Source organism: Pseudomonas sp. YQ_5, from assembly GCF_043103305.1.
In the GTDB taxonomy this organism is placed as follows: Bacteria; Pseudomonadota; Gammaproteobacteria; order Pseudomonadales; family Pseudomonadaceae; genus Aquipseudomonas; species Aquipseudomonas putida_Y.
In genome coordinates, this window is sequence record NZ_JBICJS010000006.1 from 38,198 (window position 1) to 63,966 (window position 25,769).

29 protein-coding genes are annotated in these 25,769 nt (G+C 62.5%); 8 read left to right on the forward strand and 21 right to left on the reverse strand.

The window, feature by feature from the left end; genetic code table 11:
- Positions 1-101 precede the first annotated feature (101 nt).
- The gene (locus ACF8EA_RS00900; RefSeq protein WP_392520962.1) at positions 102-629 is read right to left on the reverse strand and encodes a DUF3455 domain-containing protein; all 528 of its coding nucleotides are present in this window, start codon (positions 627-629) and stop codon (positions 102-104) included.
- Between the two features lie 215 nt (positions 630-844).
- On the opposite strand from ACF8EA_RS00900, the gene ACF8EA_RS00905 reads away from it, so the two are divergent.
- The 3 genes from ACF8EA_RS00905 (at position 845) to ACF8EA_RS00915 (ending at position 2,411) form a co-directional block, all read left to right on the forward strand.
- On the forward strand, positions 845-1,132 hold the full coding sequence (locus ACF8EA_RS00905; protein WP_392520963.1) for a hypothetical protein: 288 nt from the start codon (positions 845-847) through the stop codon (positions 1,130-1,132).
- 402 nt (positions 1,133-1,534) lie between these two features.
- Positions 1,535-1,903: a hypothetical protein gene (locus ACF8EA_RS00910; protein ID WP_021785584.1), complete on the forward strand. Its 369-nt coding sequence runs from the start codon at positions 1,535-1,537 to the stop codon at positions 1,901-1,903.
- Positions 1,904-2,102: 199 nt separating this feature from the next.
- Positions 2,103-2,411, forward strand: a complete 309-nt coding sequence (locus ACF8EA_RS00915; RefSeq protein WP_021785583.1) for a hypothetical protein — start codon at positions 2,103-2,105, stop codon at positions 2,409-2,411.
- Between the two features lie 225 nt (positions 2,412-2,636).
- Here ACF8EA_RS00915 and ACF8EA_RS00920 read toward each other — a convergent pair whose 3' ends face one another.
- The gene (locus ACF8EA_RS00920) at positions 2,637-2,837 is read right to left on the reverse strand and encodes a hypothetical protein (protein WP_021785581.1); all 201 of its coding nucleotides are present in this window, start codon (positions 2,835-2,837) and stop codon (positions 2,637-2,639) included.
- A 167-nt stretch (positions 2,838-3,004) separates the two neighbouring features.
- Here ACF8EA_RS00920 and ACF8EA_RS00925 point away from each other — a divergent pair, with 167 nt between their 5' ends.
- Complete coding sequence (locus ACF8EA_RS00925) at positions 3,005-3,364, forward strand: hypothetical protein (protein ID WP_392520964.1); 360 nt, start codon at positions 3,005-3,007, stop codon at positions 3,362-3,364.
- Positions 3,365-3,406: 42 nt separating this feature from the next.
- Here ACF8EA_RS00925 and ACF8EA_RS00930 read toward each other — a convergent pair whose 3' ends face one another.
- Positions 3,407-3,613 carry a hypothetical protein gene (locus tag ACF8EA_RS00930; RefSeq protein WP_021785579.1) on the reverse strand — a complete coding sequence of 69 codons (207 nt, stop codon included), beginning with the start codon at positions 3,611-3,613 and terminating at the stop codon, positions 3,407-3,409.
- Between the two features lie 325 nt (positions 3,614-3,938).
- On the opposite strand from ACF8EA_RS00930, the gene ACF8EA_RS00935 reads away from it, so the two are divergent.
- Positions 3,939-4,739: a lipopolysaccharide biosynthesis protein gene (locus tag ACF8EA_RS00935; protein WP_392520965.1), complete on the forward strand. Its 801-nt coding sequence runs from the start codon at positions 3,939-3,941 to the stop codon at positions 4,737-4,739.
- 70 nt (positions 4,740-4,809) lie between these two features.
- Positions 4,810-5,310, forward strand: a complete 501-nt coding sequence (locus tag ACF8EA_RS00940; RefSeq protein WP_339534467.1) for a methylated-DNA--[protein]-cysteine S-methyltransferase — start codon at positions 4,810-4,812, stop codon at positions 5,308-5,310.
- Between the two features lie 4 nt (positions 5,311-5,314).
- Here the strand turns inward: ACF8EA_RS00940 and ACF8EA_RS00945 are convergent, their stop codons facing one another.
- Positions 5,315-5,557, reverse strand: a complete 243-nt coding sequence (locus tag ACF8EA_RS00945) for a hypothetical protein (protein ID WP_103469049.1) — start codon at positions 5,555-5,557, stop codon at positions 5,315-5,317.
- Entirely contained in the window at positions 5,554-6,297 is a 744-nt protein-coding gene (locus ACF8EA_RS00950) for a carbon-nitrogen hydrolase family protein (RefSeq protein ID WP_392520966.1), read from the reverse strand. The genes ACF8EA_RS00945 and ACF8EA_RS00950 overlap by 4 nt, the downstream gene beginning before the upstream one ends.
- 214 nt (positions 6,298-6,511) lie before the next feature.
- Between ACF8EA_RS00950 and ACF8EA_RS00955 the strand changes: the two genes are divergently transcribed.
- Positions 6,512-7,237, forward strand: coding sequence for a serine/threonine protein phosphatase (locus ACF8EA_RS00955; RefSeq protein ID WP_103444313.1), 726 nt, complete (start codon positions 6,512-6,514; stop codon positions 7,235-7,237).
- Here ACF8EA_RS00955 and ACF8EA_RS00960 read toward each other — a convergent pair.
- Both ACF8EA_RS00960 and ACF8EA_RS00965 read right to left on the reverse strand, forming a co-directional pair.
- Positions 7,185-7,799, reverse strand: a complete 615-nt coding sequence (locus ACF8EA_RS00960; protein WP_392520967.1) for a LysE family translocator — start codon at positions 7,797-7,799, stop codon at positions 7,185-7,187. The genes ACF8EA_RS00955 and ACF8EA_RS00960 overlap by 53 nt on opposite strands.
- A gap of 83 nt (positions 7,800-7,882) precedes the next feature.
- Positions 7,883-8,692 carry an AraC family transcriptional regulator gene (locus ACF8EA_RS00965; protein ID WP_021785571.1) on the reverse strand — a complete coding sequence of 270 codons (810 nt, stop codon included), beginning with the start codon at positions 8,690-8,692 and terminating at the stop codon, positions 7,883-7,885.
- Between the two features lie 131 nt (positions 8,693-8,823).
- Between ACF8EA_RS00965 and ACF8EA_RS00970 the strand changes: the two genes are divergently transcribed.
- Positions 8,824-9,447, forward strand: coding sequence for a LysE family translocator (locus ACF8EA_RS00970; RefSeq protein WP_012052432.1), 624 nt, complete (start codon positions 8,824-8,826; stop codon positions 9,445-9,447).
- On the opposite strand, the gene ACF8EA_RS00975 is transcribed toward ACF8EA_RS00970, so the two are convergent.
- The 14 genes from ACF8EA_RS00975 to ACF8EA_RS01040 all read right to left on the reverse strand — a co-directional run bounded on the left by ACF8EA_RS00975 (position 9,444) and on the right by ACF8EA_RS01040 (position 25,716).
- Positions 9,444-11,921 (reverse strand): autotransporter outer membrane beta-barrel domain-containing protein, encoded by a 2,478-nt coding sequence (locus ACF8EA_RS00975; RefSeq protein ID WP_392520968.1) that lies wholly within the window; start codon positions 11,919-11,921, stop codon positions 9,444-9,446. The genes ACF8EA_RS00970 and ACF8EA_RS00975 overlap by 4 nt on opposite strands.
- 112 nt (positions 11,922-12,033) lie before the next feature.
- Positions 12,034-12,309: a peptidylprolyl isomerase gene (locus ACF8EA_RS00980; protein WP_010953969.1), complete on the reverse strand. Its 276-nt coding sequence runs from the start codon at positions 12,307-12,309 to the stop codon at positions 12,034-12,036.
- Positions 12,310-12,396: 87 nt separating this feature from the next.
- Positions 12,397-14,349, reverse strand: coding sequence for an acetoacetate--CoA ligase (locus ACF8EA_RS00985; RefSeq protein WP_275967373.1), 1,953 nt, complete (start codon positions 14,347-14,349; stop codon positions 12,397-12,399).
- Positions 14,350-14,440: 91 nt separating this feature from the next.
- Positions 14,441-14,920, reverse strand: a complete 480-nt coding sequence (gene eco / locus ACF8EA_RS00990; RefSeq protein WP_275967372.1) for a serine protease inhibitor ecotin — start codon at positions 14,918-14,920, stop codon at positions 14,441-14,443.
- 55 nt (positions 14,921-14,975) lie between these two features.
- Positions 14,976-15,746 carry a 3-hydroxybutyrate dehydrogenase gene (gene hbdH, locus ACF8EA_RS00995; protein ID WP_021785664.1) on the reverse strand — a complete coding sequence of 257 codons (771 nt, stop codon included), beginning with the start codon at positions 15,744-15,746 and terminating at the stop codon, positions 14,976-14,978.
- A 10-nt stretch (positions 15,747-15,756) separates the two neighbouring features.
- A complete protein-coding gene (locus ACF8EA_RS01000; RefSeq protein ID WP_274148927.1) occupies positions 15,757-17,148 on the reverse strand; it encodes a GntP family permease in 1,392 nt (463 codons plus the stop codon).
- Positions 17,149-17,373: 225 nt separating this feature from the next.
- Entirely contained in the window at positions 17,374-18,756 is a 1,383-nt protein-coding gene (locus ACF8EA_RS01005; protein WP_103444318.1) for a sigma-54-dependent Fis family transcriptional regulator, read from the reverse strand.
- 59 nt (positions 18,757-18,815) lie between these two features.
- A complete protein-coding gene (locus tag ACF8EA_RS01010) occupies positions 18,816-19,832 on the reverse strand; it encodes an ABC transporter permease (protein WP_103462548.1) in 1,017 nt (338 codons plus the stop codon).
- Entirely contained in the window at positions 19,832-20,890 is a 1,059-nt protein-coding gene (locus ACF8EA_RS01015) for a microcin C ABC transporter permease YejB (RefSeq protein WP_021785668.1), read from the reverse strand. Before ACF8EA_RS01015 ends, ACF8EA_RS01010 begins: the two co-directional genes overlap by 1 nt.
- Positions 20,887-22,686, reverse strand: a complete 1,800-nt coding sequence (locus tag ACF8EA_RS01020) for an extracellular solute-binding protein (RefSeq protein ID WP_392520969.1) — start codon at positions 22,684-22,686, stop codon at positions 20,887-20,889. Before ACF8EA_RS01020 ends, ACF8EA_RS01015 begins: the two co-directional genes overlap by 4 nt.
- 142 nt (positions 22,687-22,828) lie before the next feature.
- Positions 22,829-23,110 (reverse strand): peptidylprolyl isomerase, encoded by a 282-nt coding sequence (locus ACF8EA_RS01025; RefSeq protein WP_003248318.1) that lies wholly within the window; start codon positions 23,108-23,110, stop codon positions 22,829-22,831.
- An 81-nt stretch (positions 23,111-23,191) separates the two neighbouring features.
- A complete protein-coding gene (locus ACF8EA_RS01030) occupies positions 23,192-24,253 on the reverse strand; it encodes a 3-deoxy-7-phosphoheptulonate synthase (protein ID WP_392520970.1) in 1,062 nt (353 codons plus the stop codon).
- A 554-nt stretch (positions 24,254-24,807) separates the two neighbouring features.
- On the reverse strand, positions 24,808-25,359 hold the full coding sequence (locus ACF8EA_RS01035) for a YbhB/YbcL family Raf kinase inhibitor-like protein (RefSeq protein WP_274148938.1): 552 nt from the start codon (positions 25,357-25,359) through the stop codon (positions 24,808-24,810).
- 48 nt (positions 25,360-25,407) lie between these two features.
- Positions 25,408-25,716, reverse strand: a complete 309-nt coding sequence (locus ACF8EA_RS01040; protein ID WP_021785673.1) for a hypothetical protein — start codon at positions 25,714-25,716, stop codon at positions 25,408-25,410.
- Positions 25,717-25,769: the final 53 nt, after the last annotated feature.

Sequence of the window (25,769 nt, forward strand, 5' to 3'; positions counted from 1 at the left end):
TGTGTGGCTTCCTTGTGTAAGGCAAGGTACCCCGGCCATCCAGCCGGGGGCTTGCCATCGAGCGTAGATCATCACTCGCAGGGCGTAGGTTCAGGTGCGTGTTACTTGGCTGTCCAGAACACATAGTCAGCCTGGTACTGGACGACTTGCCTGGCACCTTTGTTCTGCGTCGTGCAGTCGACTGACGGCGCCACACCACCGCGGGTAGCCAGGCGCTGGATATAGCTGACCCCCTGCATGGCGCCTTTGCCTTCGGCCGGGTTGGCCTTGACCAGTTGATAGGGGATGGCGCCTTTGTCCGCCGGTGACACTGCCAGTTGGGTGCCGGTGACTTTCGAGCCATCCTTGGCCTGCCAGGTGGCGGGCGGGCCAAAGTAGTCGCCCACCTGGTTACCGGTACGGTCATTGAGCACTGCCTTGGGACCGACGAAAGTCCATTCGGTCTGACCGGGGGTGTTGGCCTTGTCGCGGCACTCGTAGGTGATCTCGCCGACGCCGACGGTTTCGAGCAGGACGCGATGGCCATCAGGGACTTTGATCGGTTCTGGCAGCGCGCTCTGGGCGTGGGCGGGCGGCAGCGCAAGGGCGAGGCTGCAGGCAAGCAGGCAGGCGGAGTATTTGAAGTTCATTTGCAGTGCTCCTGAAAGTCATTGGGCTGGGCAGTCAAAGGCCGCCCACCAGCAATACCCGCCAACGGGCGGACTGGATGCACTGAAATAAAAAAATGCGTAGCGAGATGAGCCTGCATGTGTTTGCCTACAATCTCGAACGAGCGATGAGCCTCTTCGCCATCGCAGGACTGCTTTAACGCGCGCACCCCGACAACCCCATGAGGACACTGCAAATGAAGCGTTTGTTACTGGGCCTGTTGCTTGCCGCATCAGGCGCTGCCCACGCCGGTATTCCGCTGTTGAACGCGACATGCCCCGGAAATATCGAGGTCCATGCCGATAAAGGTGGGCCTGTCTACATCAATGGCAAGGAAGCCAAGCTGAAGAAATTCAATGACAACTATTTCGAGGCCAAAGGTGGAGGGGTAACGGTATCGTTGTCGATCAACCCGGACGGCTCGCCGGACGTTTCGTATACCGGTAAGAACAAAGCCAATGGCGTATGCCAGATCAAGGACTGACTGCACGATTGCGCTATTTGGCTGGCGCGGTGCCAGCGGGCGGTATCAGGTTGCTGGAACGGGAATTGCTGTGACCTTGAGACATTGATCATGCGGGGTACGCAGATATGACTCAGGATGACCGCTATTACATGATTTTCAGCGTGGTTGCTGTGCTGGTACTGGACCTGGCGGCGACTTATGTGTTTCTCAACGCCATCCCCTGACCCCGGTTATGGGGTAGGCCTTACTCGTAATCGGGGGCACGGCAGGGCGTGAGGGAAACGCCCCGAAACCTATATAGCAAACAAACCTAATGCCCGGTCGCGATGGCGCAGTAACATGGGCATACCAAAACCTAAAAAAGGGCAGGCTGCTTGGCAACATTTCCCGGTTTTCGATGGGGCTGCAGGAGCGTGTCGCATGAATAACTCAAGATCGCTAGCAGGGGCACTACTTGTATCCGGGGTAGCCATGTTGTTCATGGCAGGCTGCGCACAAAACCCTGATGTACGTGACAGCCACGATTATACGGCTGGCACTACCATGAAAAGCCCACCTGCGTATCTGGGGTGCGTCAAAGGCGAGCTACAAAGCAATGTGAAAACCTATGAAGTCGAGGGTGATAACGCGGTCAGGCTTTTCGTCGAAAGCACTGACCCCGACAAGGCCGATGGTCTTGTAGAGTTGCGGGGCGCGGGAGCCGAACGCCACTTCACGGCCTATCAACGTGATGCCTGGTACGACCATGGCAGGTTGCTGGACGCTGCACTGATGTGTTCAAAAGCGTAATCATCCAACCCCACACCAATAGCCCGCCGTCGAGAGCGGGCTTTTTGTCTGCCGATCGCCTGCCCGGCAACGTTCAAAAAGGGCGGGTGGAGCCGGTATGGCCTGAGCAGCGTTGCTTTGCATTTGCCGGCCCCGCCCGTAATAATCGTTGTATTTGGATGGAGAGTCGCAGGTGGAAGCAAGAAGCGTAGTCGCCGAAATGTTCATTGGGATTCCGACGCATTTCTGGGTTTTGCCTGTTGCCGGCCTGGTTGCCTACTACGGGCTGAAGTGGTCCGCCAGATCCAGTCATCGTGCCACCCTGCTACAAGCCTCGACTTACCTGTTACTGCTGGCACTGGCAGTTCTGCCCAACGGCTTTTATGCACTGTTTCCTCCCGCACCCGAGCCGGATGTGCTGTTGAATCAAACGCCGTTGCCCAACTATGCAGGGCGCTTCTACCTGGATGCGTTCTATGTCTTCAGTGGCTGGGCGCTGAGCAAAGTGGTCAAGTTAAAGTTCAGCTGATTCGCAGCTCGCATACCTGTTGCGCTGACGGGATCAGTAATTGCATACCCCTTTTGAAACCGGCGCATCTGGGGGATACGGCAATGCTCTCTGAAGATCTGTACGTCATGTTCCTGTTTGTCGGCAGTGTGTTGGCCCTGGATATAGCAGCCATTGTGTTGTACAGGGGAGCCAGGCCCTGACCCCGGGTTTGGCTCGCAATGGCGCCGGAGTATCCTCAGGGCTTCAGCTTTTCTCCTGTACCTGCAGCACCGAACCCTTGTCGTCAGTTGCTAGCAGTCCGCCGGCGTTGGTGTCGTCTGATTGTCGCTCGGCAAGGGGGACGTCCTGCGAGCGAAAGATACTATGGCCCTGTTCACCGGTTTTAAGGGTGACGAGTTTGCCGTTCTGATAGAAGAACTGAGTGTGGTTGGCGTTCGTTTGCATGGTATGAAGCCCTGCCGAGTCGTGGTGTGATGTCACACGGGAGTTTCACTGTTGCGGCGTGCCCCGGCTACTGGCAGAAATATCAGGTGCGCTACACAGATCTCGCTTGGGCTTCGTCCTGCTGCAAGACTTTGGTTGATTGGTAACGCGGTGTCATCGCCGTTAGAATGAAGCGTATCCATAACGGCCGATTGCAAATGCCTACATTTCGTATTTTTCTCGCAACTGTGTTGGTTGCCAGCCTTGCCGGCTGCGCAACCCCTGGCAAACCCACAGCCAGCAAACTGACCAAAAAGTCGCCGCAGCAGTACGCCGCCTGTGTCCTGCCAAAATGGCAGGCGCTGGCACCCCAGGCCACGCAGAAGTCGATAGCCCACGGCTACCGGCTCACGGCGTCAAGTGCCGTGGCAAGCGACGATGTACTTGACGTAGTCGACGTTCGCGAGGGCAGCCGCGCGACCTTCTACAAGGGCAGCTTTCTGTCTGGCGACAAATTACGCCAAGCTGCCAAGGAATGTCTGGATTGAGTCAGTAACCCGAGCTTGCTGAGCCGCGCAGATCTCCTACGGTTACCCCGCGTCATCCCGCTTGTTCAAATGCTCGCACTTCACCTGCGCCTCCTTTCGGTTTGGATAGCTCGGCTTGAGCCGCTCCTTTGCCTGATTGTCATAAATGTCGAACCCTCCACAAACGGTAGCGGCGTAGTAGCGGCTGCCTACGCGGAACGACTCCTTTTCGATCGGCACAGCGGGAACGATAACGAATCTTGGTTGCATTTTTCGTGCCTCCCCAGGCAGATGTTTAAGTATTAGTCTCGCCAGTGGTAAGCATCAAGCAGGCTCATGACGAAAGGCGCTTAGTACCCGTCCGTCACCATCGGTGATGGTCATCGCTATTCCTTATCCACAGTAGGGGAACACTTTTTCACTGCGGTGGTCTGTTAAGGCAGTTGGACCAGCCGGTATTCGCCAGGCTGAAACCCCGCCAAACAAGGGAATGGCGGTTGACTGAAGCTCAGCCAAGTAACGTCAGGTAAAAGCGGCCACGGCATATACACGGATCAGTATTGTGGTTTGTACTGTTCGATTAAAGATGCCATTGATGAACACACTTCCGTTGCAGCCAAGCGCTGAACGCGGGGCGTTCTCCGGTTTCGAGGCGTGTCGCAATTCCCAGCAGGGCCCCGTGGTGATCCTCGCCTCCGGCGCTTCTGCCAAACATTTTCCGCTGGGCGAGTTTGCGCACTTGCCTATCATCGCCATGAACGGGTCGGTCGCCATGACCGCCGAACACGGTATCAAACCCTTCTTCTACGTGTGCACCGACAAAAGCTTTTGCCAGCAACAGCCGGCCTTGTTCGCCACTGCCGTGCGCGACAGCGAACGCCTGGCCCTGTGGCCAGAGCAGTATGCGCGTGCCGATGTGCCAGCCCACACCCAGTGTTATGCCTTGCACAAAGCCGACACGCCGAGCCTGCTGGACGGTTTGCGCGGTCATGGTGACAGTTGCGTGTGCAAGCGTGCTCTGTGGAGCAAACGCAGCCGCTCCATCGCCTTCAGCAAAAACCTGGCCCACGGTTTCTTCGATGCTCGCACAGTAGCTTATGTGGCCTTGCAACTGGCTTATCACCTGGGCTTTGAAGAAGTGTTGCTGGTAGGGGTAGACCTCGATCAGAGTGCCGGGCGCTTTTACGAGAACGGCCAAGGGCAGTGTTCGCCGTGCGGGCTCGACCAGCATTGGGACAGCCGCATCTTGCCGTCGTTGACGCTAATGGCCAGGGAGGTGGTGAACGAGCATTTCCACGTCTACAACCTGTCGGCAACATCACGCATTCCCGCTGAACTGATACCCAAGGTCACGCTCAGCCAGGCGCGGCACATTGCCGGCTGCGCAATGAACTGAGCAAGAAAGCGGGTGCATGAAAGACTGTGGATGCGTACAGTTGGGCGGTCGCAACTTGCAGGAGCCGGCTATGTCCAGCGCATTCACGATCATGCCATCGCCCGTCGGTATGCTCACCCTTGTGGCCCGTGGCAACTGCCTGGCAGCCGTATTGTGGGAAGAAGAGCGGGAAAACCGCGTACGCCTGGGCGCACTGCACCGGGACGACCAGTGCCCGGTACTGCTGGAAGCCGCTCGCCAGCTGGGCGAGTACTTTGACGGCAAGCGCCAGCGTTTCGAGCTGGCGCTGGATTTTGCCGGTACTGAGTTCCAGCGTCAGGTGTGGGCTGCGCTGCTGGCGATACCGTTCGGCGAAACCCGCAGCTACAGCGATATTGCCCGGCAGCTCGGCAACCCCAGGGCGGTACGCGCGGTAGGCGCCGCCAATGGCCGCAACCCGATTTCGATCATTGCTCCCTGTCACCGGGTAATCGGCGCGTCGGGCAGCCTGACCGGCTTTGCCGGTGGCCTGGCGGCCAAGCAGTACCTGCTGGCGCTGGAAGGGCGGCAAAGCCTGGCACTGGACCTGTAAGGCGTCAATCGAACCCGCTGGCAATCAGGCAGGCCAGCACGGCCAGCACCGTACCAGCGATCAAGGTGTACTGCCGCCGCGCCTGACGTGCGCGGGGCTCGACCTCACGCAGGTACTCGCCGGGCGTTGGCGCATCGGGCCGATGGCGCAAGCCCTCGGCCACATCGGCAAGTTGACCCTGAATCAGCAAGCCGACCAGGTAGTAGGTGCAGGCGTAACTCAGCAACGCCAGAAACAGATAGATCATGCAAGGTACGGACTCAAGGGCAGGGTGATCGCGCTGGCACTGCGGGTGTCGAGTACGATCAGGCCTTCACTGTGGTCATCCAGGCTGGCCAGCAACTGCCCTTGGCTGTCCCACGCGGCAGAACCGCCAGCACCGATGAAGGTGTCGGCCGGCCCCACGCAGTTGGCCATCAACACTGGCATGCCCAGCTCGCGTGCCACCTCTGGGTAGTGCGCATATCCCTCGCGGATACCCTTGGCGGTTTTCGCAACGCTGACCAGGTACAGGTCGGCACCGCGCTCGCGGGCAATGGCGGCATGCGCCATGAACATCGATTCGTAGCAGATCGCCGGCGCCACCCGATGTTCACCCACCTCCAGCAGCAATGCCTGATCACCTGGGGTGAAGTAAGGCAGCTCATCATCATGCAAGCGCTGCTTGGCATAGGCCTGGCGCGGCGCCCCAGGACAGAAGATGGGCATGCCGATGCGTATGCCGTCGGGCGTCGGCAATGGCAGGCCCACGGCAACCGTAATGCCCAAGCGGTCACACGCTGCCTGCAGCGGGTCCAGGCGCGCGGAGGTGACGGGCAGGGCGGCCTGGCGTGCCACACTCGGCTCATAGCCGGTCAGTGACAGCTCGGGGAACACGACCAGTTCGGCACCCAGGGCCGCAGCCTGCTCGATGCAAACCAGATGGCGCTGGAGGTTGGCTGGCAAATCGCCCTTGAGCGACGCCAGTTGTACGGCGCACAGTTTCATCAGAACCATTCCCTGGTGAAGATTGACGTGCCGAGCATACTATCGGCACCAACGCCTGTTCCAGTGAAGGGTTTTTCAGGAAGCCTGGGGTACGCGGCAAAACACCCTCCGACCTGCGCAGCCACGGTACCTTGTGCCATGCTGTCCAGTGACAGCGCCATGAGCACGGCCTGCGCGAAAGCGGGCATGGTGCTACCAGCGGAGGAACACTGTAATGGCACGGTTTCGGCGGCTGATCGCCAATATCCGGGGACGGGATCTGGCCGTGGGCGATATCCATGGCCACTTCCAGCGCCTGCAACAATGCCTGGATGCGGTAGGGTTCGATCCGGCGGTGGACCGCTTGTTCAGCGTGGGTGACCTGGTCGACCGTGGGCCGCACAGCGAGGCAGCTCTGGAATGGCTGGCCCAGCCTTGGTTCCATGCCGTCCAGGGTAATCATGAAGCCTTGGCAATCACCCGCGTGCGTGGTGGGCGGCTCGACCTGGGCATGTACCGCGCCGCCGGGGGTGGTTGGTTCCTCGACTTGCCGCGGCGCGAGCAACTGCGTTTCGTGGAGCGTTTCGAGCAGCTGCCGATTGCCATGGAAGTGGAGAGTGCAGACGGGCTGGTAGGCCTGCTGCATGCAGACAGCCCGTTTGCCGACTGGGCAGTCTTACGCTCCTGGCTGGAACTGGATGACGACCCTGACGTGCGCCAAGTGTGCCAGTGGTCGCGTCGGCGCCTGAAAGAGGGGGACACCCAACCGGTGCAGGGCCTGCGAGCCCTGCTGGTCGGCCACACCCCGGTGCTGGAGGCCAAGCTGCTGGGCAATGTGTGGCACCTGGACACGGGGGGCTGGGCCAGCGGCCATTTCACCTTGGTCGACATGCGCACCTTGCAACGGGTCAGCCCCGAGCCAGATGCAGCAACAATGCCCCCGCCAAGATCACCAGCATGACCCCCGAGGCCCGCTCCAGCCACGCCAGGTTGCGGGCGAATCGCCGCAGTACCCGCTGGTTGCCGATGGCCACGGCGACCAGCAGGTCCCAGAGCAGGACGATGCTGAGCATCCATACGGCGTAGGCAGCCTTCCAGCCGGGGCTGACGCTGGCGACCATGCTCGCCAGGCTGGCATAGAACAACGCGTTCTTGGGGTTGAGGATGCCGGACAAGAAGCCCATGCCCAAACTGCGCCACCAGCCATGAACCCGCTGGCTGCCGGCGACTGTGCCCAGGCTGGTTTGCCCGGCATGGCGCAGGAACAGCACGCCGATGTACAGCAGGTAGCTGGCGCCTGCCAGTTGCAGGCTGGTGAACAGCGGGCCGCCCTGCTGCAGTACCGAAAGCCCGGTGAAGGCCATGACGATGAACGCGCCATTGGCCAGCGCTATGCCCAGGCAGGCGCCGCTGGCGATGCGCCAGCCGCTGTTGATCGCGTTGCGTGCGACCAGGAAAAAGTCCGGGCCAGGTGAGAGCAGGGCAAGGAAGTGGGCCAGGGCGATGATCATGAATTGTTGCATTGGGGGCTGCTCTACGGAAAAAACCGCAGTCTGCTGCCGGGCCCGTTCTGGCGTATTGAACAATATTGCACCTGCAGCAGCCTTCAGTTCCCTCGGTACTGCCCCGGCGTAACCCCCACATGGGCCTTGAACACCCGCTGGAAATGGCTCTGGTCAGCAAAGCCAAGCTGATAGGCCACTTCCGCCAGGGCCAGCCCTTCACTCAACAGTTGCCGCCCGCGATTGACCCGGGCATTGAGCAGGTAGGCATGCGGCGTGAACCCGGTAGCCGCACGAAACGCGCGGATCAGCTGATAGCGCCCAAGCCCCGCCTCCCGCGCCAACACCTCCAGGCTCAATTGCGCAGGGTCCTGCTGCTCGATGCGTGTAAGCAACCCGCTCAAGGTGGCGGTTTCCAGGGTGGGGGGCGCTGCCAGCGGTGGGTGCGCGGAAAAGTCCAGGTCGCCCAGAAAGGCAATCAGCGCCGCATCTTTCTCGCCGGTGCAGGCACTGGAAAACAGTAACCTGTTCAGCGCGCAGAACTGCCGATATACCTCAGCCTCCCTGCAGATACGCACCGGTTCGCTGGCTCCGATACCGCCAAGACCTGACTCCAGGCGCAACTGCGTCAGCCAGTCGGCATCCACATGCAGCATCTGATAGCTCCAGGCCAGGCCGGGTGCCGGGTTGCAGGCATGCACGCGGTGGGCGGGGACCATTACCAGTGTGCCGGGTACCAGGTGCTGCTGCCCGTCGGCAGCCCCGGTGAAATGGCTGTGGCCAGCATCCACCGCACCAATGGAAAACGTCGGGTGGCTGTGGGACTTGTAGCAGGCCCGGCTATCGCAGGCGCGCCGGCTTTCGACATGTGCCAGGGCCGGGTCGCGCCACAGGGCGGCGTGTGAACGGGGCATTACAGGCTCCTCGGTATTGCCGGAAGGGTAACAGGTACCGTGCACCCGTACAGTTTTTATCACTGGCTGTTACTTGACCCCAGGGCCCGGAACGCGCCGAAATAGAGGGCTGTTGTCAGAGGAAAACGAGAATGGACCTTTCAAGCCTGCTGCTTTTCATCCCCGCCTGCTTCGCCTTGAACATGGCGCCAGGGCCAAACAACCTGTTGTCGTTGCACAACGCCAGCCGTTACGGCCTGCGCACCGCCTGTGTGGCCGGCGCCGGCCGTATCCTTGCCTTCTGCGGCATGATCGCCCTGGCCGCGATGGGCCTGGCAGTGGTGTTGCATACCAGCGAATACCTGTTCCTGGCCATCAAGGTGGTGGGCGCGGCCTACCTGTTCTATATCGCCTGGCAACTGTGGCGCGCACCGGTGAGCGAGACCGTGGTGGCAAGCGATCACCCAGGCGGCACTTGGCGCCTGGCGCGTCAGGAGTTCTGGGTGGCGGCCGGTAACCCTAAGGCCATCCTGATCTTCACCGCCTTCCTGCCGCAGTTCGTCTCGGTCGGTAGCAGCACCCCGGTGAGTGAGCAGTTCCTTTGGCTGGGTGTGTTGTTCCTGCTGCTGGAATGGGCGGCCATTGCCATCTACTCAGGCCTGGGCGCCTACATGCAGCGTTGGTTCAGCCAGCCTGGCCCACGCCGGATGTTCAACCGGGTCAGCGCTTCCTTGCTGGGTTGCGCGGGCCTCGGTCTGCTGGCTGCGCGCCGCTAGAACTGCCAGCGCACGCCCAGGTTCACGCCGCTGGCTTCCTGCTGGCGGCTGTCCAGGTTGGCGGTGTACTGCACGCCGCCATGCAGGCTCAGCGCTTTGTTGACCTGCGCTACCACACCGCTTTCCAGTTGCACCGAGGTATAGCGGTAATCGGTCCTGATCTTGTCTGCGTCATCGAAGGTCAAGGTGTCGCGCCCACCGTCACCGTGCCACAGGTTGACCTGCGCATAGGGTTGCAACAGGCGCCCGCTGCTTCCTGTGAACGCACCTTCCAGGCGCAGGCCCAAGCGACCTGTCAGCTCGACCTGGGCGTCATGGCTGATGCGCGAGACGCTGTCGCTGGCGCTGTCCAGCGCGACCTTTTGCGCAATCAGCTGAGCTTGCGGTTCCACGCGCCAGCGCTCGGACAGGGTGATGGGGTAGCCCGATTCCAGTGAAGCTGTCCAGGCGTGGCCGTCGACGTTCAGCGTGTCGCCACGATCGGAGCGGGCGCGGCCATCCAGGCGGGTGTACTGCAACACCGCGTCCAGGTACGCGCCCTGTGGCCCGACCAGCGTCCAGTAGGTGCCCACGCTATCGCCATCGAGGTTCAGGTCGCCCACGCTGCGGTCTTGAACGGCCAGGGCAAACCCTTTGACGTCGGCGTCCAGGTGGCTGTGGCTTACGTAGATACCGACATGCTGGCGGTAACTGTTCTCGCCAACCTTGGCATACAGGTCCTGGCCTACCTTGAAACCGTACAGGTCGCCGTCCAGGCTGGGGTTGACCGTGCCGCTCCATTGCTGGCGCAGCGCGCCGCCGTAGGCTTGCCCCCAGCTGGCGGGCAGGGCGCTTTCACCTTGCACTAACCGCTGGTCGCCCTGGCGTTGGTGGAAGGTGCCCAATGCCTGGCGGGCGATGATCGCGGCACCCCGTGGCGCTGCGGCATAAACCGGGACCTCGGGGCGGTACAGCGGCAGGCTTTGGCCCTGCGCCGGAGCAGGCAGCTCGGCCTGGCCGGGCGCGGGCGCAGCAACGGGCGGGGTGACGGCCGGGGTGATCACCGGCGGCTCGCCCGGTGCCGGCACAGGGGTTGGAGCGGGTGGCGCAACCAGCGTAGAGCGCAAGTACCAGCTGTTTTCACTGCCGGCAGTGACACCGCCTTTGAACAGCCGGTAGTCGTAGGCACCGGCCGATAGCCTCTGGGCCTGTACAAATGCGTTGGCCGTGCTGGTGGCGCCGTCACGGGCTTCGACCACCTGGATGCCGTTTTGGGCAGTCGCCGCACCTGCACCGTTGAGGTTGTTGATGAGCACCTGGGTAGAGCCGGCGATGGCACCGCGGCTGATCACCAGGCGATCGGAAGCAGCGCCATCGCCGGCCAGCACGCTGTTCAGGCGCAGGGCGCCGTTGTTGCCGGTGTAATCACCCTCGATGCTCAAGCGGCCCAAGGCATCATTGCCGGCTGTGAGGTCAAGTGTACCTGCGTTGCTGATTGCGGCGCGCTGGTCCGGGGCAAATGCAGTGATTACCCCTTGGCGTGAAGTGATGCTGCTGCTGGCGTCGAGGGCGAGGCTGCCCGTGCTGCTGTTGCTGTCGCCCAGTACCAGCGTGTCATCCAGTGCCAGCCGGCTGCCATTGTTCAGCGCCACACGCTCCCAATTCACATAGCGGGCACCGCCTGCCGGCTGACTGGCATCGAACGTCAGGCTATCGGTACCGTCGCCACCGTCCACAGTGATATTCAGCACCTCGGGCGTGAGGCCTTTGAGCAGTGCCGTGTCATCACCTGGCCCCGCATCCACGCGCCCGCCAATACGGCCACCGTCCCAGGTGAAGCGGTCGTTGCCAGTGCTCAGCAACACATCGCCGCCAACCTGGCCGCCATGCACCAGCACCTGGTCATCGCCACCGCTGACGCTGATATTGCCGCCGATGTTGCCATCGAAGACTTCGATATAGTCCTTGTCGAAGGCCGCGATGACGTTCCGGTCGACGCTGCCGCCACGCATGATGAAGGTGTTCTCGTCCAACCGCATGTTGACGTTGCCGATACGCCCGTTGTCCATTTCGGCATAGTCGCCGCTGTCGAACGTGCCCTTGATCCAGCCGCCGGTCATGTGAAAGGTGTCCAGGCCATCGCCCTGGTTGACGTTGCCTTCGATGACGCCGCCGCTCATGGCGAAGTCATCGATGCCGGCACCTTGGTGGATGTTGCCGCCAACGCTGCCAGAGGCCATGTCGATGCTGTCTCTGCCGGCGCCAAAGGTTACGTCGCCGGTGATGGCGCCGCTACCGGATGCCGGGAATACCAGGCGGTTATCACCGCTGGTGTCCACCAGCGAGGGCGCAGTGCCGCTGTCACAGGTGTAGGTGTCGTTACCCGGGCCGGGTGAGATGGTGCAAGCCGCGTGTGCAGCGGGCGTGACTATGCCCAGCAGCGGCAGTGAACCCAGGGTCAGCATCAGGCGTAGACGCATCAGGAAAACCTCCATTCACCAGGGAGACCTGCGCACCACGCGTGGTGTGCAGGGTTACCGGGGTTGTATAGAGGAGTGCGTCACGACCACAACTGGCAAAAATGTCAGGTGGCAAAAGGCTAGCGCCTTAGTCGCGGTAGAACGTTTGCACCAGGTGGTAGCCGAATTTGCTCTTGATCGGCCCGTGTACCACCCGCAAAGGCTTTTTGAAAATCACCTGGTCGATGGCACCGACCATCTGCCCTGGGCGGATTTCGCCCAGGTCACCACCCCGCTTGCCGGATGGGCAAAGAGAGAACTTTTTGGCGAGCACGTCGAAAGCCTCGCCGTTGGCGATGCGCTGCTTGAGCTTTTCGGCTTCGTCAGCGGTCTTGACCAGTATGTGGCGGGCTTGGGCTTTCATGGGCTACCTGTGTATCGGGAAAAAAGGCGGCATTATGCCTGATTGAATCCAGCAGAAGCGATCGTGCCTGAATGGCCGCGATGAATGTCAGCTCTTGAGCTCTGCGCGATCGCGAAACTGCTCCAGTGCCTCCGGGTTGGCCAGGGCATCGGTGTTCTTCACCGGCCGCCCATGCACCACATCGCGAATCGCCAGTTCCACCAGCTTGCCACTGATGGTGCGCGGTATGTCGCTGACCTGGGCGATCACCGCCGGCACATGGCGGGGTGTTGTGTACTGGCGTATTACCTGGCGGATTTGCTGGCGCAGGGCTTCATCCAGCTGCAGGCCGTCGTGCAGGCGCACGAACAGCACCACCCGCACATCCCCGTTCCAGTCCTGGCCGATGGCCACGCTTTCAACGACCTGTTCGACCTTTTCCACCTGGCGGTAGATCTCCGCGGTGCCAATGCGCACGCCGCCCGGGTTGAGCACGGCGTCGGAGCGCCCGTGAATCACCATGCCCCCGCTGGCACGCTGCTCGGCGTAGTCGCCCTGGGCCCACACCCCCGGAAACTGGCTGAAATAGGCATCCTGGTAACGGCGGCCGTCCGGGTCGTTCCAGAAACCGAGTGGCATCGAGGGGAAGTTGCGCGTGCACACCAGCTCGCCTTTTTCGTCCACCACGGGCTGACCCTGCTCGTTCCACACCTCCACCGCCATACCCAGGCCCTTGCACTGGATTTCGCCACGACGCACAGGCAGGGTCGGGTTGCCCAGCACGAAGCAGGAGACGATATCCGTACCGCCCGACATGGACACGAGCCACAGGTCGGCCTTGATCTTGTCGTACACATAGTCATAGCTGTGCGGTGACAGCGGCGAACCGGTGGACATCAGCAGCCGCAGGCTGGTCAGGCAGTGGCTGGTGGCGGGTTCCAGGCCTGCCTGCTCCAGTGCCGCCAGGTACTTGGCGCTGGTGCCGAAGGCGTGGATGCCCTCGGCCTCTATCAGGTCCAGAAGGCGCCCGGGGCCCGGGTGGAACGGCGAGCCGTCGTACAGCACCAGCGTGGCACCCACCGCCAGGCCGCTGGCCAGCCAGTTCCACATCATCCAGCCGCAGGTGGTGTAGTAGAACAGCACGTCATCGGCCTTCAGGTCGTTGTGCAGGCCGTGTTCCTTGAGGTGTTGCAACAGCACGCCTCCGGCGCGATGGACAATGCACTTGGGCACGCCGGTGGTGCCACTGGAATAGAGGATGTACAGCGGGTGGTCGAACGGCAGCGGGGTGAAACGGGGCTCGCCGCCGGGCTGGAAGAAGTCATCCCACAGGCTGACGTTGGCTGCCTGGAATTCGTCGGCATGCGTGCCTTTGCGGGTATGGGGCACCACGATCAGTTGCTCCAGGCCAGGCAACTGCGCGCACACCTGGTTGACCTTGGTCACCTGGTCGATGGCCTTGCCTGCATACTGGTAACCGGCGCAGACGATCAGCAGCTTGGGTTCGATCTGGCCGAAGCGGTCGATGATGCCGTGCACGCCGAATTCGGGCGAGGAGGAAGACCAGACTGCGCCAAGGCTGGTGCAGGCGAGCATGGCCACCAGTGTTTGCCAGGTATTGGGCATGATGGCCGCTACCCGGTCGCCCGGGACGATACCTGCAGCCTTGAATGCCGTTTGCAGCCCGGCCACCTGCGCGGCCAGTTCAGCATGGCTGAACACTTCGCGTTGGCCGTCTTCGCGCACGGCGACCACGGCCGGGCGGTCGTCGCGGCGGCGCAGCAGGTGTTCGGCAAAGTTCAGGGTGGCATTGGCGAACCACTGTGCATCGGGCATCTGCGGCCCTTCGCTAAGCACCTGGCTGGGCGGGGTATGCCAATGTACGTGGAAAAACTCGGCAAGGGTTTGCCAGAAGTCGGCGCGCTGTTCGATGCTCCAGCCGTGCAGGGCCTGGTAGTCGTCGAGTTGCAGGTTGTAGCGCAGGTTGACCCGGCGGCGGAAGGCATCCATCCGGCTGGCCTCGATCTGCGTTGTGGACGGGCGCCAGAGCACATCGTTCATGCCGAATCTCCTTTACCGGAACAAAGCAGGCTCAGTGCAGGATCAGCCTTGTGTTGCGAAGAAGCTGATCCTGCAGAGAAAGCGGTTCTGCTTACTCTACTTTAGCCTTTTGCACATCCTGCGATGCCGACCACACGCGGTAGCGCACTTCGACATCCTTGGGCACATACACCACCACCGGCAGCTTGCTGTTGTAGCGCAGCAGGAAGCCGTCGCCGACCACCGGTACGAAGGCCTCGGTCTTCTTGCCGTCCGGGCAGGCCATCAGTGTGCTGGCCGGGCCGCTGACGTTGTCCAGGCGGTAGTAACTGTAGCCCCAGCCTTCCAGGGTGCGCTCTTCGAGGCTGCCGCCCAGGCGCTGGCGATTGCAGTCGACCTGCAGGGTCTTGCCAGCGAGGATTTCCAGTTTATAGGCCGACTCATCGGCCTGGGCCGGCAGGTGGATAACCTGCCGGGTGAAGCCTTTTTCCGCCTCGGGGTAGGGCGCGATGTCCTTCAGGCTGGCGGCCGTCGCAGGTGCGGCGGCGGCCAGGCTCAGGGCCAGAATCGCGGTCATTGGGGTAGGGCGCATAAGGCCTCCTTGCTGATAAACGAATGCGCGGCCGCCGCCAGGCCCAGGCCGCCCGTCACTGGGCCAACCAGCCACCATCGACGTTCCAGGCGGCGCCGCGAACCTGGCTACCGGCCTCGCTGCACAGGAAGAGTACCAGCTCACCGAGGTGTTCGGGGGTAACGAAGGCCAGCGACGGTTGCTTTTCTGCCAGCAGATCGTGCTGCGCTTGCAACCGATCGCCACCCTTGGCCGCACGATCGTCGATCTGCTTTTGTACCAGCGGTGTCAGCACCCAGCCCGGGCAGATGGCATTGCAGGTGACATGACTGGTGGCGGTTTCCAGGCCGACCACCTTGGTCAGGCCGACCACACCATGCTTGGCTGCCACGTAGGCTGCCTTGCCAATCGAACCGACCAGGCCATGGACCGAAGCGATATTGATGATGCGCCCCCAGTCGCGCGTGCGCATGCCCGGCAGTGCCAGGCGAGTGCCATGGAATACGGCCGACAGGTTCAGGGCGATGATCTTGTCCCAGCTTTCCGGCGGGAACTGCTCAACCGGTGCCACATGCTGGATACCGGCGTTGTTGACCAGGATGTCGACGCCGCCGAACTCACGTTCGGCCAGGTTGAACAAGGCCTCGATCTGGATCACATCCGACAGGTCGGCCGGGTGATGGACGACCTTCACCCCGTGCCGGGCAATTTCCGCCATGGCGGGGCCCGGGTCGCCAAAGCCGTTGAGCACGATGTTGGCGCCAGCCCGGGCCAATACTTGGGCGATGCCCAGGCCAATGCCGCTGGTGGAACCGGTGACGAGTGCAGTTTTGCCTTCAAGGGTCATGCCATGCTCCTTAGACGATGCCAGTGGCGTAGAACGTGGTGATGACCACGAACACCGCCAGGGTCTTGATCAGGGTAATACCAAAAATGTCCTTGTAGGCCTCGCGGTGGGTGAGGCCAGTCACCGCCAGCAAGGTGATCACCGCGCCGTTGTGCGGCAGGGTGTCCATGCCGCCGCTGGCCATGGCGGCTACCCGGTGTAGCACTTCCAGCGGGATGTCGGCCGCGTGGGCGGCGGCGATGAACGTGTCGCCCATGGCCGCCAGGGCGATGCTCATGCCGCCCGAAGCAGAGCCGGTGATGCCGGCCAGCAAGGTCACGGTGATGGCTTCGTTCACCAATGGGTTTGGGATGCCGCGCAGGGCATCGGCCAGCACCAGAAAACCCGGCAACGAGGCGATTACCGCGCCAAAGCCATATTCCGAGGCGGTGTTCATGGCTGCCAGCAAGGCACCGCCCACCGCGCTTTTGGTGCCTTCGGCCAAACGCGTACGAATGGCGCCAAAGGCGCACACCAGGACCATCAGGATGCCCACCAGCAACGCAGCCTGCACAGCCCAGATGGCCGTCAGCTTGGTCACGTCGCTTTGTACCGGTGCACTCATGCCTGGCAATTGCAGGCTGTGGCTGGGGCCGTACCAATGCGGTATCCAGTGGGTGAACACCAGGTTCATGACCCCCACCAGTATCAGCGGCGACAGCGCCAGCCAAGGGTTGGGCAGGCTCAGGTCGGCAGCGGTTTCCGGTTCGTTGCGCAAGTCGGTGCCGTAACCTTCACCGGCGCGCAGGGCCTTGTTGCGCTGGCGCTGCAGATAGGCCATGCCGGTAAAGAACACGAACAGCGTGCCGATCAGGCCCAGCCACGGTGCGGCCCAGGCGGTGGTGTTGAAGAAGGTGCTGGGGATGATGTTCTGGATCTGTGGGGTGCCGGGCAAGGCGTCCATGGTGAACGAGAATGCGCCCAGGGCGATGGTGGCCGGGATCAGGCGTTTGGGGATGTTGCTCTGACGGAACATTTCGGCGGCGAACGGGTACACCGCGAACACCACCACGAACAGCGAAACACCGCCGTAAGTGAGCAGGGCACAGACCAGGACGATGACCAGCATCGCCTGGCGGGTGCCGAGCAGGCGGATGGCCGCAGCGACGATCGAGCGGGAGAAGCCGGACAGCTCGATCAGCTTGCCGAATACCGCGCCCAGCAGGAATACGGGGAAGTACAGTTTGATGAAACCGACCATTTTCTCCATGAACACCCCCGTGAACGCAGGGGCGACGGCAGAAGGGTCGGTGAGCAGGACAGCGCCGAGGGCGGCGATGGGGGCGAAGAGGATTACGCTGTAACCGCGGTAGGCGGCCAGCATCAGCAAGGCCAGAGCGGCGAGTGCGATGAGCACGGTCATCGGGGTGGGTCTCCTGGGTGAGTCTTGTTTTTATCGTTGACCAGGAGATAGCGGGAATCGTGCCAACTATGTAACTTGCTGATTTGTAAGGGATAAAGAGTTTTGTTAGAAGTTTATGTCTACATTCAGAGACGCCAGGGGCTGCTTTACAGCCTATCGCTGGCTTGCCTCTGATAGAAGGCGGAGCTCTGGCGGTAATCTCAAATAAGAAACAAGAGTCTCCAATCAGAGACCAAGTGCCGCCATCTTCTTGTACAGCGTCGACCGCCCCAGCCCTAAGGCTGCCGCTGCCTCCGGCACTTTTCCTCCCTGTTCGGCCAGCGCCCCGGTAATCAGGCCGCGTTCAAATGCCTCGCACGCCTCGCGGTAGGTCTGGCGTTTGGGCGCCTCAGCCAGCGGGCTCAATGGCCCCAGTGCCGCACGCAAGTCCGCAACCCCCAACCGGGGCTGATCCGCCAGCAAGGTCGCGCGCTCCAGCACATTGCGCAGCTCGCGAATGTTCCCCGGCCAGGCATGCCTGGCCAGCAGTTGCTGCGCTTCAGCTTCCAGCTCGTACTGGCTGCCCAGCTCAGCCAATATGGCTTCGCACAGCGCCGGCAGGTCCTCCAGCCGTTGCCGCAACGGCGGGACATCGATCGGCAGCACATTCAGCCGGTAATACAGGTCGGCGCGGAAGGCCCCGCGGGCCATGGCAGCCTGCAGGTCGATGGAGGTGGCGGCGATGATGCGCACATCGCTGCGCAGCATCTGGTTCGAACCGACCGGCTCGTATTCCTTTTCCTGCAGCACCCGCAGCAGCTTGCTCTGCAGGGCCAGCGGCATGTCGCCGATCTCGTCGAGGAACAGCGTGCCGCCTTCGGCCAGTTGCAGCTTGCCGCTGCGGCCTTTGCGGTCGGCGCCGGTAAAAGCACCCGGCGCGGTGCCGAAGAATTCGGCTTCCAGCAGCGTCTCCGGGATGGCTGCGCTGTTGATGCTGACAAAAGCTTTGTGCGCCCGTGCTGACGCTGCGTGAATGGCGTGGGCCAGCAGTTCCTTGCCGGTGCCGGTTTCGCCCAGCAGCAACACGGGTGAATCGCTGCCGGCGCCACGCCGGGCGCGTCGCTTGGCTTCCAGGCTGGCCGCGCTGCTGCCTACGAACTGGGCGAAGCTGTACTTGGCCTGGCGGGCGCGCAGTTGCGAGCGGGTCGAGGCCAGTTCCTGCTGCATGCTGGAATAGCGTTTGAGCAGCGGCGACAGGCTGCGCAGTTCGTCGAACAGGGCAAAGCCGATGGCGCCGATCAGCGCGCCCTGGTCGTCGTGGATGGGCAGGCGCATGACCACCAACGGCTCGTTCTGCGTGTCGAGCATGTCCAGCAGGATGGGCCGGCCATTGCTCACCACGTCGCGCATCAGGCTCCCAGGGATCACCGTTTCGCAGGGTTGGCCGATGGCACTGGCAGCGTCGGCCAGGCCAAAGCGTCGGGCGTAGCGTTCGTTCATCCAGACGATGCGTGCCTGGCGATCGACGATCACCGTGCCTTCGCTGGACTGCTCGATGATCTCGAACAACGAGCGGATCGCCAGTTGCCGTACCTGGGGGTAGTCCTTGAGGCTGTCGCTGTCGTGCATGGGTGAACATCCTGAATCATGTATTGGCACAAGCCCGCGAAAAGACCGGGCCTGAAAACTTATCGTCGGGGGTCAAACGCCTCGCGCAGGGCATCCCCGATAAACACCAGCAGTGACAGGATCACCGCCAGCGCAAAGAACGCGGTAAAGCCCAACCACGGTGCCTCCAGGTGCTGCTTGCCCTGGGTCACCAGCTCGCCCAGCGAGGCGCTGCCCGCTGGCATGCCAAAGCCCAGAAAATCCAGCGCGGTCAGTGTGGTAATGGCCCCGGTCAGCATGAACGGCACATAGGTCAGCGTGGCATTCATGGCATTGGGCAAGATATGCCGCAGCATGACCTGGCTGTCCGGTAACCCCAGCGCACGCGCAGCCTTTACATACTCCAGATTGCGCCCGCGCAGGAACTCGGCGCGCACCACGTCGACCAGGGCCAGCCAGGAAAACAGCGCCATGATCCCCAGCAGCCACCAGAAATCCGGTTCGACAAAACCGCTGAGGATGATCAGCAGATACAGCACGGGCAACCCCGACCATACTTCCAGCAGGCGCTGCCCGAGCAGGTCGACCCAGCCCCCGTGGTAGCCTTGCAGGGCGCCTGCCGCCACGCCAATAAGCACACTGACCGCGGTCAGGGCAAAGGCGAACAGCAGCGATACCCGCGTGCCATAAAGCACCCGCGCCAGCACGTCACGGCCCTGGTCGTCGGTGCCTAGCCAGTTGCTGGCGCTGGGCGGGCTGGGGGTGGGCACCTGCAGGTCGTAATTAGGTGTGTCGGCGCTGAACGGGATAGGCGCGAACAGCATCCAGCCACCCTGTTCCGCGATCAGTTGGCGCACATAGGCGCTGCGGTAGTCGGGTTGAAACGGCAGTTGCCCGCCAAACTGCTGCTCGGTGTAGCGTTTGAGCGCCGGAACGTAAAGCTCGCCCTTGTAGCCCAGCAGCAGTGGCTTGTCGTTGGCCACCAGTTCGGCACCAAGGCTCAGCAGCAAAAGGCCGGCAAACAACCACAGCGACACCCAGCCCAGGCGGTGGCGCCGAAAGCGTTGCAGGCGACGGCGTGATAGGGGCGATAGCATCAATGCGCCCTCGTATCGAAGTCGATGCGCGGGTCGAGCAACGTGTAAGACAGGTCACCGATCAGACGAATCAGCAGGCCCGCCAGGGTGAAGATGAACAGCGTGCCGAACACCACCGGGTAATCCCGCGACACGGCGGCCTCATAACTCATGCGGCCCAGGCCATCGAGCGAAAAGATCACCTCGATCAGCAACGAACCGGCGAAAAATACCGTAATCAGCGCCTGTGGCAGCCCGGCCACCACCAGCAGCATGGCGTTGCGCAGTACGTGGCCATACAGCACGCGGCGTTCACTAAGGCCTTTGGCCCGGGCAGTGACCACGTATTGGCGGGAAACCTCGTCGAGGAAAGCATTCTTGGTCAGCAACGTGAGGGTGGCGAACCCTCCGATCACCAGGGCGGCGACCGGCAGCACCAGGTGCCAGAAGTAGTCGGCGACCTTGCCCAGCAGGCTGAGCTCGTCGAAATTGTCCGAGACCAGGCCGCGTACCGGGAACCAGCTGAGCGAAGTGCCGCCGGCAAACAGTACGATCAGCAAGAGCGCGAACAGGAACGAAGGCAGGGCGTAACCGATCACGATCAATGCGCTGCTCCAGGCATCGAAGCGGCTGCCATGGCGCATTGCCTTGCGGATGCCCAGCGGGATCGACACCAGGTAGGTGATCAGCGTGGCCCAGAAGCCCAGCGACAAGGTGACCGGCAACTTGTCGAGAATCAGGTCGGTGACTTTGGCGCCGCGGAAGAAGCTGTTGCCAAAGTCCAGCCGGGCATATTGGCCCAGCATCAACCACAGGCGTTCGGGGGCGGACTTGTCAAAGCCGTACTGGCGCTTGATCTCTTCGATCAGTTTCGGGTCCAGGCCGCGTGTGGCGCGGGATTCGCCATGAACCACTTCAGCGCGCGCGCCAGGTGCGCCGCCACCGATGCCCTGGAGGCGGGCCACGGCTTGCTCCACCGGGCCACCCGGCGCGGCCTGGACGATGGCGAAATTGACCAGCAGGATTGCCAGCAGCGTCGGAATGATCAGCAACAGGCGGCGCAGGATATAAGCGGTCATGGCGTGGCCTTCCGACGTTCGGCCATTTGCGCGTTGGTCAGCGGGGTAGGGCTGACCTCCCACCAGGTGTCCAGGCCCTCGTCATAGGAGGCCTGGACCTTGGGCAGGCCGAAGCGGTTCCACCACGCGGTGGAGCTGCCTGGCGGGTAGTAGTTGGGGATCCAGTAGTAATTCCATTGCAGCACGCGGTCCAGGGCATGGGCGTGACGCAGCATGTCGGCCTGGGTGTCGGCGCGAACCAGGCCGTCGATCAGGTGGTCTACGGCCGGGTCCTGCAGGACCATCAGGTTGTTCGAGCCGGGGTCGTGAGCGGCCGCCGAGCCGAAGTAGTTGTACAACTCGGCGCCCGGCGACAGGGTGACCGGGTAGCCGGTGACGATCATGTCGTAATCGCGCGCCATCAGCCGGTTGACGTACTGGGCCGAGTCGACGTTGCGGATGTTCAGGGTCACGCCGATCTGGGCCAGGTTGCGCTTCCACGGCAGCAGCAGGCGTTCAAGGCCCGCCTGGCCATTGAGGAACGTGAACGCCAGTGGCGTGCCCTGGCTATTGACCAAGCGGTCGCCTTCGGGGTGCCAGCCGGCTTGTTCGAGCAGGGCCAAGGCCTGCAACTGCTGTTTACGGATGATCCCCGAGCCGTCGGTGACCGGGGCAGTGAACACCGTGGTGAACACTTCATCTGGCACTTGGCCGCGCAAGGGGGCGAGCAGCTTCAACTCCTCCGCATCCGGCAACTGGCGAGCGGCCAAAGGGGTATTGGAGAACACGCTTTGCTGGCGGATGTACAGGTTGCGCATCATCTGCCGGTTGCTCCACTCGTAGTCCCACAACATACCCAGCGCCTGGCGCACACGGCGGTCCTTGAACTGCGGCTGGTCGAGGTTGAACACGAAACCTTGGGCCACCTGCGGTTTGGCCGGGGCCAGGTGGGCGCGTTGCAGGCGGCCGTCGTCCAGTTGCGCACCGTTGTAGCCCAAGGTGTAGGCCGTGGCGGAGAACTCGCGGTTATAGTCGTAGCCACCGCCTTTGAGTACCTGGCGCGCCACTTCGGTGTCGCCGAAGTACTCGATGCGCAGCTTGTCGAAATTGTAGCGGCCACGGCTGGCCGGCAAGTCACGTGCCCACCATGTCGGGTCGCGTTCGAAGGTGATGCTGCGGCCGTTGTCGATGCGCCCGATGCGGTATGGCCCGCTGCCAATCGGCTTGTCGAAGCCGGCACCGTTGGCAAAATCGCGCTGCTGCCAGTCGTGCTCGGGCATTACCGGCAGGCTGGCGAGGTCCAGCGCCAGGGTGCGGCCGTGCTCGGGCTTCAAGTCGAATCGTACGCTGTGCAGGCTTTCCACGGTCACGCCGGTCACGTCGGCAAACTGGGTACGGTATTTGAGGCTGCCCTTGCTCATCAGCAGTTCGAAGGTGAAACGCACGTCTTCGGCGCGCACCGGCTTGCCATCGGCGAAGGTGGCGCGTGGGTCGATGTCGAAACGCAGCCACTCATCATTGGGGCCGCGCTCCATGCGCCGGGCGATCAGGCCGTAAACGGTATAGGGTTCATCGTACGAGCGTACCGCCAGTGGCGCGTACAGCAGACCATCGACTTCGCTGACACCGATGCCTTTGTCGATGTAGGGCAGGATGTGGTCGAACTGGCCGATCTCGATGGCCGAGCGGCGCAAGATGCCGCCCTTGGGGGCGTCGGGGTTTACATAGTCGAAATGCCGGAAGCTGGCGGCGTAGCGGGGGGCTTCACCGTAGACGGTGAGGGCGTGGGTGGTAGCCGCTTGGACCGTAAAGCCCATGCACGAAAATACAAGCCCCCACAATACTTGTGGGAGCGGGTTCACCCGCGAATGCGTCGGAGCAGGCAACGAGGTTGTCTGGTCTGGCCTCTTCGCGGGTAAACCCGCTCCCACAGGGGGGCTGATCACCGGGAGGGGGGAATCAGTCCTGGCGGCTGGTCACTTCCAGCAGGTGGTAGCCGAACTGGGTCTTCACCGGGCCTTGCACAGTGTTGACCGGGGCGCTGAAGACCACGGTGTCGAATTCCTTGACCATCTGGCCTGGGCCGAACGAGCCCAGGTCACCGCCCTGACGGCTGGACGGGCAGGTGGAGTTGGCTTTGGCGATTTCAGCGAAGTCGGCGCCTGCTTCGATCTGGGCTTTCAGTTCGTTGCACTTGTCTTCGCTGCTGACCAGAATGTGGCGGGCGGTTGCACGGGCCATGGGTACTGCTCCTTGGGGGTAAAAAAGGCAAGCCTAGCGCACTTGTCCGGGGTATGTCTCGCCAGGCTTGCAACCATTGGCCTACAGTTTTTGTGCCGCCTCACGCAACAAGGTTTCGGTCGAGGCCCAGCCCAGGCAGCCGTCGGTAATCGACACGCCGTATTTGAGTGCGCCCTTGCCCAGTGCCTGGCAGCCATCGAACAAATGCCCTTCGATCATCACCCCGACCAGCGAACGGTCGCCGCCCAGGCGCTGCTCCAGCACCTCATTGAAGACCGCTGGCTGGCGCGCCGGGTCCTTGCCGCTGTTGGCGTGGCTGCAATCGACCATGATCCGTGCCTGCAGGCCGGCCTTGGCCAACGCCTGGCGGGCCATGGCGATGCTGTTGGCATCGTAGTTCGGGCCTTTGTGGCCGCCGCGCAGTACCAGGTGTGTGTCCGGGTTGCCCAAGGTCTCGATGATCGCCGGGTGGCCTTGTGCATCCATGCCGAAGTGCCGGTGGGGGTGGGCAGCGCTGCGCATGGCGTCGCTGGCGATGGTGATGCCGCCGTCCGTACCGTTCTTGAAGCCGACCGGCAGTTCCAGCCCACTGACCATTTCGCGGTGGATTTGCGATTCGGTGGTGCGTGCGCCAATCGCGGCCCAGGCCAGCAGGTCATCGAAGTAGCCGGCGGCCATCGGTTGCAGCAACTCGGTAGCGATCGGCAGGCCGCGTTCGATCATGCTCAGCATCAGCCCGCGGGACAAGGCGATGCCTGAGTGCATGTCGTCACTGCCATCGAGGTGCGGGTCGTAGGCCAGGCCTTTCCAGCCCACTGTAGTACGCGGTTTTTCGACGTAGGCGCGCATCACCAGCAGCAGCTTGTCGTTGACTTCGCGGCCAAGGGCGGCCAGGCGGTCGGCGTATTCCAGGGCCGCGCGTGGGTCATGGATGGAGCAGGGGCCGACTATGACCAGCAGGCGCGGGTCGCGGCCTTCGAGGATGTCGCGGATGGCCAGGCGATGGGCCTGGACTTGCTGGGCCAGTTCGCTGGACAGTGGCATCTGTTGCTTGAGCAGGTGCGGGCTGGGCAAGCGTTTGCTGACAGTGGTGTTGGCCGCTTGCGGCTGGGTCAGGGGCAGGGCGAGGCTGGAAGCGTGCATGGCGTTTTTCCCTGGGCGGACAGCGGGTTCAAGCCCGCATGGTCGGCCCTATCGAGGTGTTCGACAGATCGTTGAATTGGTATTGGCTGCTGCATTGCCACCTGTAGAGGACCGATCGGAGGCGGCAGGCTGGCCCGAGCGGGATTGGCTAAATCGCCAGGCAGAGGTGTTTGCGTAGTAATAAGTGGCGTAGTTCATGAATCTGTCCTCAAAGTGAATCGGTGTTGGTCAAAGGCCTGAAAAGCAAAACCCCCGGTCGGGAAGCCGACCGGGGGTTTGAGTATTCTCATGTTCGGCGGCCCCTCGAAGGTGGACGCCGGGTGGGTATCGGCGCCTAATGGCTAAACCAATACCCAAAGTAATAGTTGGCAGGTGCCACGCAGCCGGCAACGGCCAGCACAGGGCGCAGGCTGCGGCCGGTGTGGTTGGCGTGGTTGCGGGTGTGTTTCGGCATGTTGCTCTCCAGTGAATGAGCCCGAGCTTACTTCAGTTCGTGCAGGCCATTCAATGGATAAATGCTATGGGGCTGATCATTTGTTTTTGTACTGACTGGTTCAATGGCCGTATCGCCCGACCAGGCTTTGAGCCCCAAGCGCGTGGCCTTGCAGCAGTTGTAGCAGGCCGCTGCGATCCAGCCCCTCAGGCAAGGTACCCAAAGGCAGGTCGGTGGCAATCAGGGTCAGTGCGTAATGATGAGGGTTGTCGCCGGCGGGTGGGCAGGGGCCTCGGTAGCTGAGGGTACCGCGGGAGTTGCGGCCCACTGTCACGGATGGCCCGCTCAGCCCTGCCGTGCCTGCCTTGAGCCCATCCTGTTCGGGGTCGATGTTGTAGGCGATCCAGTGCACCACACCAACGCCCTTGCCACCGTCCGGGTCGAACATGATCAGGGCCAGCGACCGCGTACCTGCGGGCAAGTTGTCCCAGCTCAGTTGCGGGGTCCGCTCTTCGCCGGCGCCGCATGCCGGGTCTTGGCCGACCTGTTGCAGGGCGATGACGCCGCCATCGGTGAATGACGAGGAACTGATCGACATCGCGCCTTGGTTGCCTGCGCCAGCTAAAGCAGTGCACGGCAGCAAAGCAGCGAACAGCCAGTGTCTGAGGTGCATGGTCAATCCTGGTCAGGGCGTCAGGGCTCAGTTTAGTCCAGGTCGGCTTCAGCGGCTGTCCTGGTCCTCGGCAGTGCCGCCGCTGGCACCGGCACCAGAGCCAGTGCCTTCGCCGGTATTGTTGGAGCCGCCAGCGGCACCGTCGGCGGCATCGGTGTTGCTGCCTGTGTCACTGCTGTCGTTACCTTTGCCGCTGCCGGGGCTGTTGACGCTGCTGCCTTCACCGACGGTCTTGCCGCCAGAGTGGTCGGTTTGCGGATGGCTGTCGGTATGGGTGTCGGTGGCGGCGAAGGCAGTGCCGGTGAGGCTGCTCAGGGCGAGCGCCAGGCACAGGGATAGCGGGCGAATGCGGATCATGGGACTTCTCCTTTGCGGATGATCAGTCATTCGTTTGGCTGGCGGCAGCTGGC

What these genes read in the sequence shown, in the direction of transcription:
- ACF8EA_RS00900 (WP_392520962.1), bottom strand. Translation starts at nt 629, where the DNA reads ATGAACTTCAAATACTCCGCCTGCCTGCTTGCCTGCAGCCTCGCCCTT.
- ACF8EA_RS00905 (WP_392520963.1), top strand. Translation starts at nt 845, where the DNA reads ATGAAGCGTTTGTTACTGGGCCTGTTGCTTGCCGCATCAGGCGCTGCC.
- ACF8EA_RS00910 (WP_021785584.1), top strand. Translation starts at nt 1,535, where the DNA reads ATGAATAACTCAAGATCGCTAGCAGGGGCACTACTTGTATCCGGGGTA.
- ACF8EA_RS00915 (WP_021785583.1), top strand. Translation starts at nt 2,103, where the DNA reads ATGTTCATTGGGATTCCGACGCATTTCTGGGTTTTGCCTGTTGCCGGC.
- ACF8EA_RS00920 (WP_021785581.1), bottom strand. Translation starts at nt 2,837, where the DNA reads ATGCAAACGAACGCCAACCACACTCAGTTCTTCTATCAGAACGGCAAA.
- ACF8EA_RS00925 (WP_392520964.1), top strand. Translation starts at nt 3,005, where the DNA reads ATGAAGCGTATCCATAACGGCCGATTGCAAATGCCTACATTTCGTATT.
- ACF8EA_RS00930 (WP_021785579.1), bottom strand. Translation starts at nt 3,613, where the DNA reads ATGCAACCAAGATTCGTTATCGTTCCCGCTGTGCCGATCGAAAAGGAG.
- ACF8EA_RS00935 (WP_392520965.1), top strand. Translation starts at nt 3,939, where the DNA reads ATGAACACACTTCCGTTGCAGCCAAGCGCTGAACGCGGGGCGTTCTCC.
- ACF8EA_RS00940 (WP_339534467.1), top strand. Translation starts at nt 4,810, where the DNA reads ATGTCCAGCGCATTCACGATCATGCCATCGCCCGTCGGTATGCTCACC.
- ACF8EA_RS00945 (WP_103469049.1), bottom strand. Translation starts at nt 5,557, where the DNA reads ATGATCTATCTGTTTCTGGCGTTGCTGAGTTACGCCTGCACCTACTAC.
- ACF8EA_RS00950 (WP_392520966.1), bottom strand. Translation starts at nt 6,297, where the DNA reads ATGAAACTGTGCGCCGTACAACTGGCGTCGCTCAAGGGCGATTTGCCA.
- ACF8EA_RS00955 (WP_103444313.1), top strand. Translation starts at nt 6,512, where the DNA reads ATGGCACGGTTTCGGCGGCTGATCGCCAATATCCGGGGACGGGATCTG.
- ACF8EA_RS00960 (WP_392520967.1), bottom strand. Translation starts at nt 7,799, where the DNA reads ATGCAACAATTCATGATCATCGCCCTGGCCCACTTCCTTGCCCTGCTC.
- ACF8EA_RS00965 (WP_021785571.1), bottom strand. Translation starts at nt 8,692, where the DNA reads ATGCCCCGTTCACACGCCGCCCTGTGGCGCGACCCGGCCCTGGCACAT.
- ACF8EA_RS00970 (WP_012052432.1), top strand. Translation starts at nt 8,824, where the DNA reads ATGGACCTTTCAAGCCTGCTGCTTTTCATCCCCGCCTGCTTCGCCTTG.
- ACF8EA_RS00975 (WP_392520968.1), bottom strand. Translation starts at nt 11,921, where the DNA reads ATGGAGGTTTTCCTGATGCGTCTACGCCTGATGCTGACCCTGGGTTCA.
- ACF8EA_RS00980 (WP_010953969.1), bottom strand. Translation starts at nt 12,309, where the DNA reads ATGAAAGCCCAAGCCCGCCACATACTGGTCAAGACCGCTGACGAAGCC.
- ACF8EA_RS00985 (WP_275967373.1), bottom strand. Translation starts at nt 14,349, where the DNA reads ATGAACGATGTGCTCTGGCGCCCGTCCACAACGCAGATCGAGGCCAGC.
- eco (WP_275967372.1), bottom strand. Translation starts at nt 14,920, where the DNA reads ATGCGCCCTACCCCAATGACCGCGATTCTGGCCCTGAGCCTGGCCGCC.
- hbdH (WP_021785664.1), bottom strand. Translation starts at nt 15,746, where the DNA reads ATGACCCTTGAAGGCAAAACTGCACTCGTCACCGGTTCCACCAGCGGC.
- ACF8EA_RS01000 (WP_274148927.1), bottom strand. Translation starts at nt 17,148, where the DNA reads ATGACCGTGCTCATCGCACTCGCCGCTCTGGCCTTGCTGATGCTGGCC.
- ACF8EA_RS01005 (WP_103444318.1), bottom strand. Translation starts at nt 18,756, where the DNA reads ATGCACGACAGCGACAGCCTCAAGGACTACCCCCAGGTACGGCAACTG.
- ACF8EA_RS01010 (WP_103462548.1), bottom strand. Translation starts at nt 19,832, where the DNA reads ATGCTATCGCCCCTATCACGCCGTCGCCTGCAACGCTTTCGGCGCCAC.
- ACF8EA_RS01015 (WP_021785668.1), bottom strand. Translation starts at nt 20,890, where the DNA reads ATGACCGCTTATATCCTGCGCCGCCTGTTGCTGATCATTCCGACGCTG.
- ACF8EA_RS01020 (WP_392520969.1), bottom strand. Translation starts at nt 22,686, where the DNA reads ATGGGCTTTACGGTCCAAGCGGCTACCACCCACGCCCTCACCGTCTAC.
- ACF8EA_RS01025 (WP_003248318.1), bottom strand. Translation starts at nt 23,110, where the DNA reads ATGGCCCGTGCAACCGCCCGCCACATTCTGGTCAGCAGCGAAGACAAG.
- ACF8EA_RS01030 (WP_392520970.1), bottom strand. Translation starts at nt 24,253, where the DNA reads ATGCACGCTTCCAGCCTCGCCCTGCCCCTGACCCAGCCGCAAGCGGCC.
- ACF8EA_RS01035 (WP_274148938.1), bottom strand. Translation starts at nt 25,359, where the DNA reads ATGCACCTCAGACACTGGCTGTTCGCTGCTTTGCTGCCGTGCACTGCT.
- ACF8EA_RS01040 (WP_021785673.1), bottom strand. Translation starts at nt 25,716, where the DNA reads ATGATCCGCATTCGCCCGCTATCCCTGTGCCTGGCGCTCGCCCTGAGC.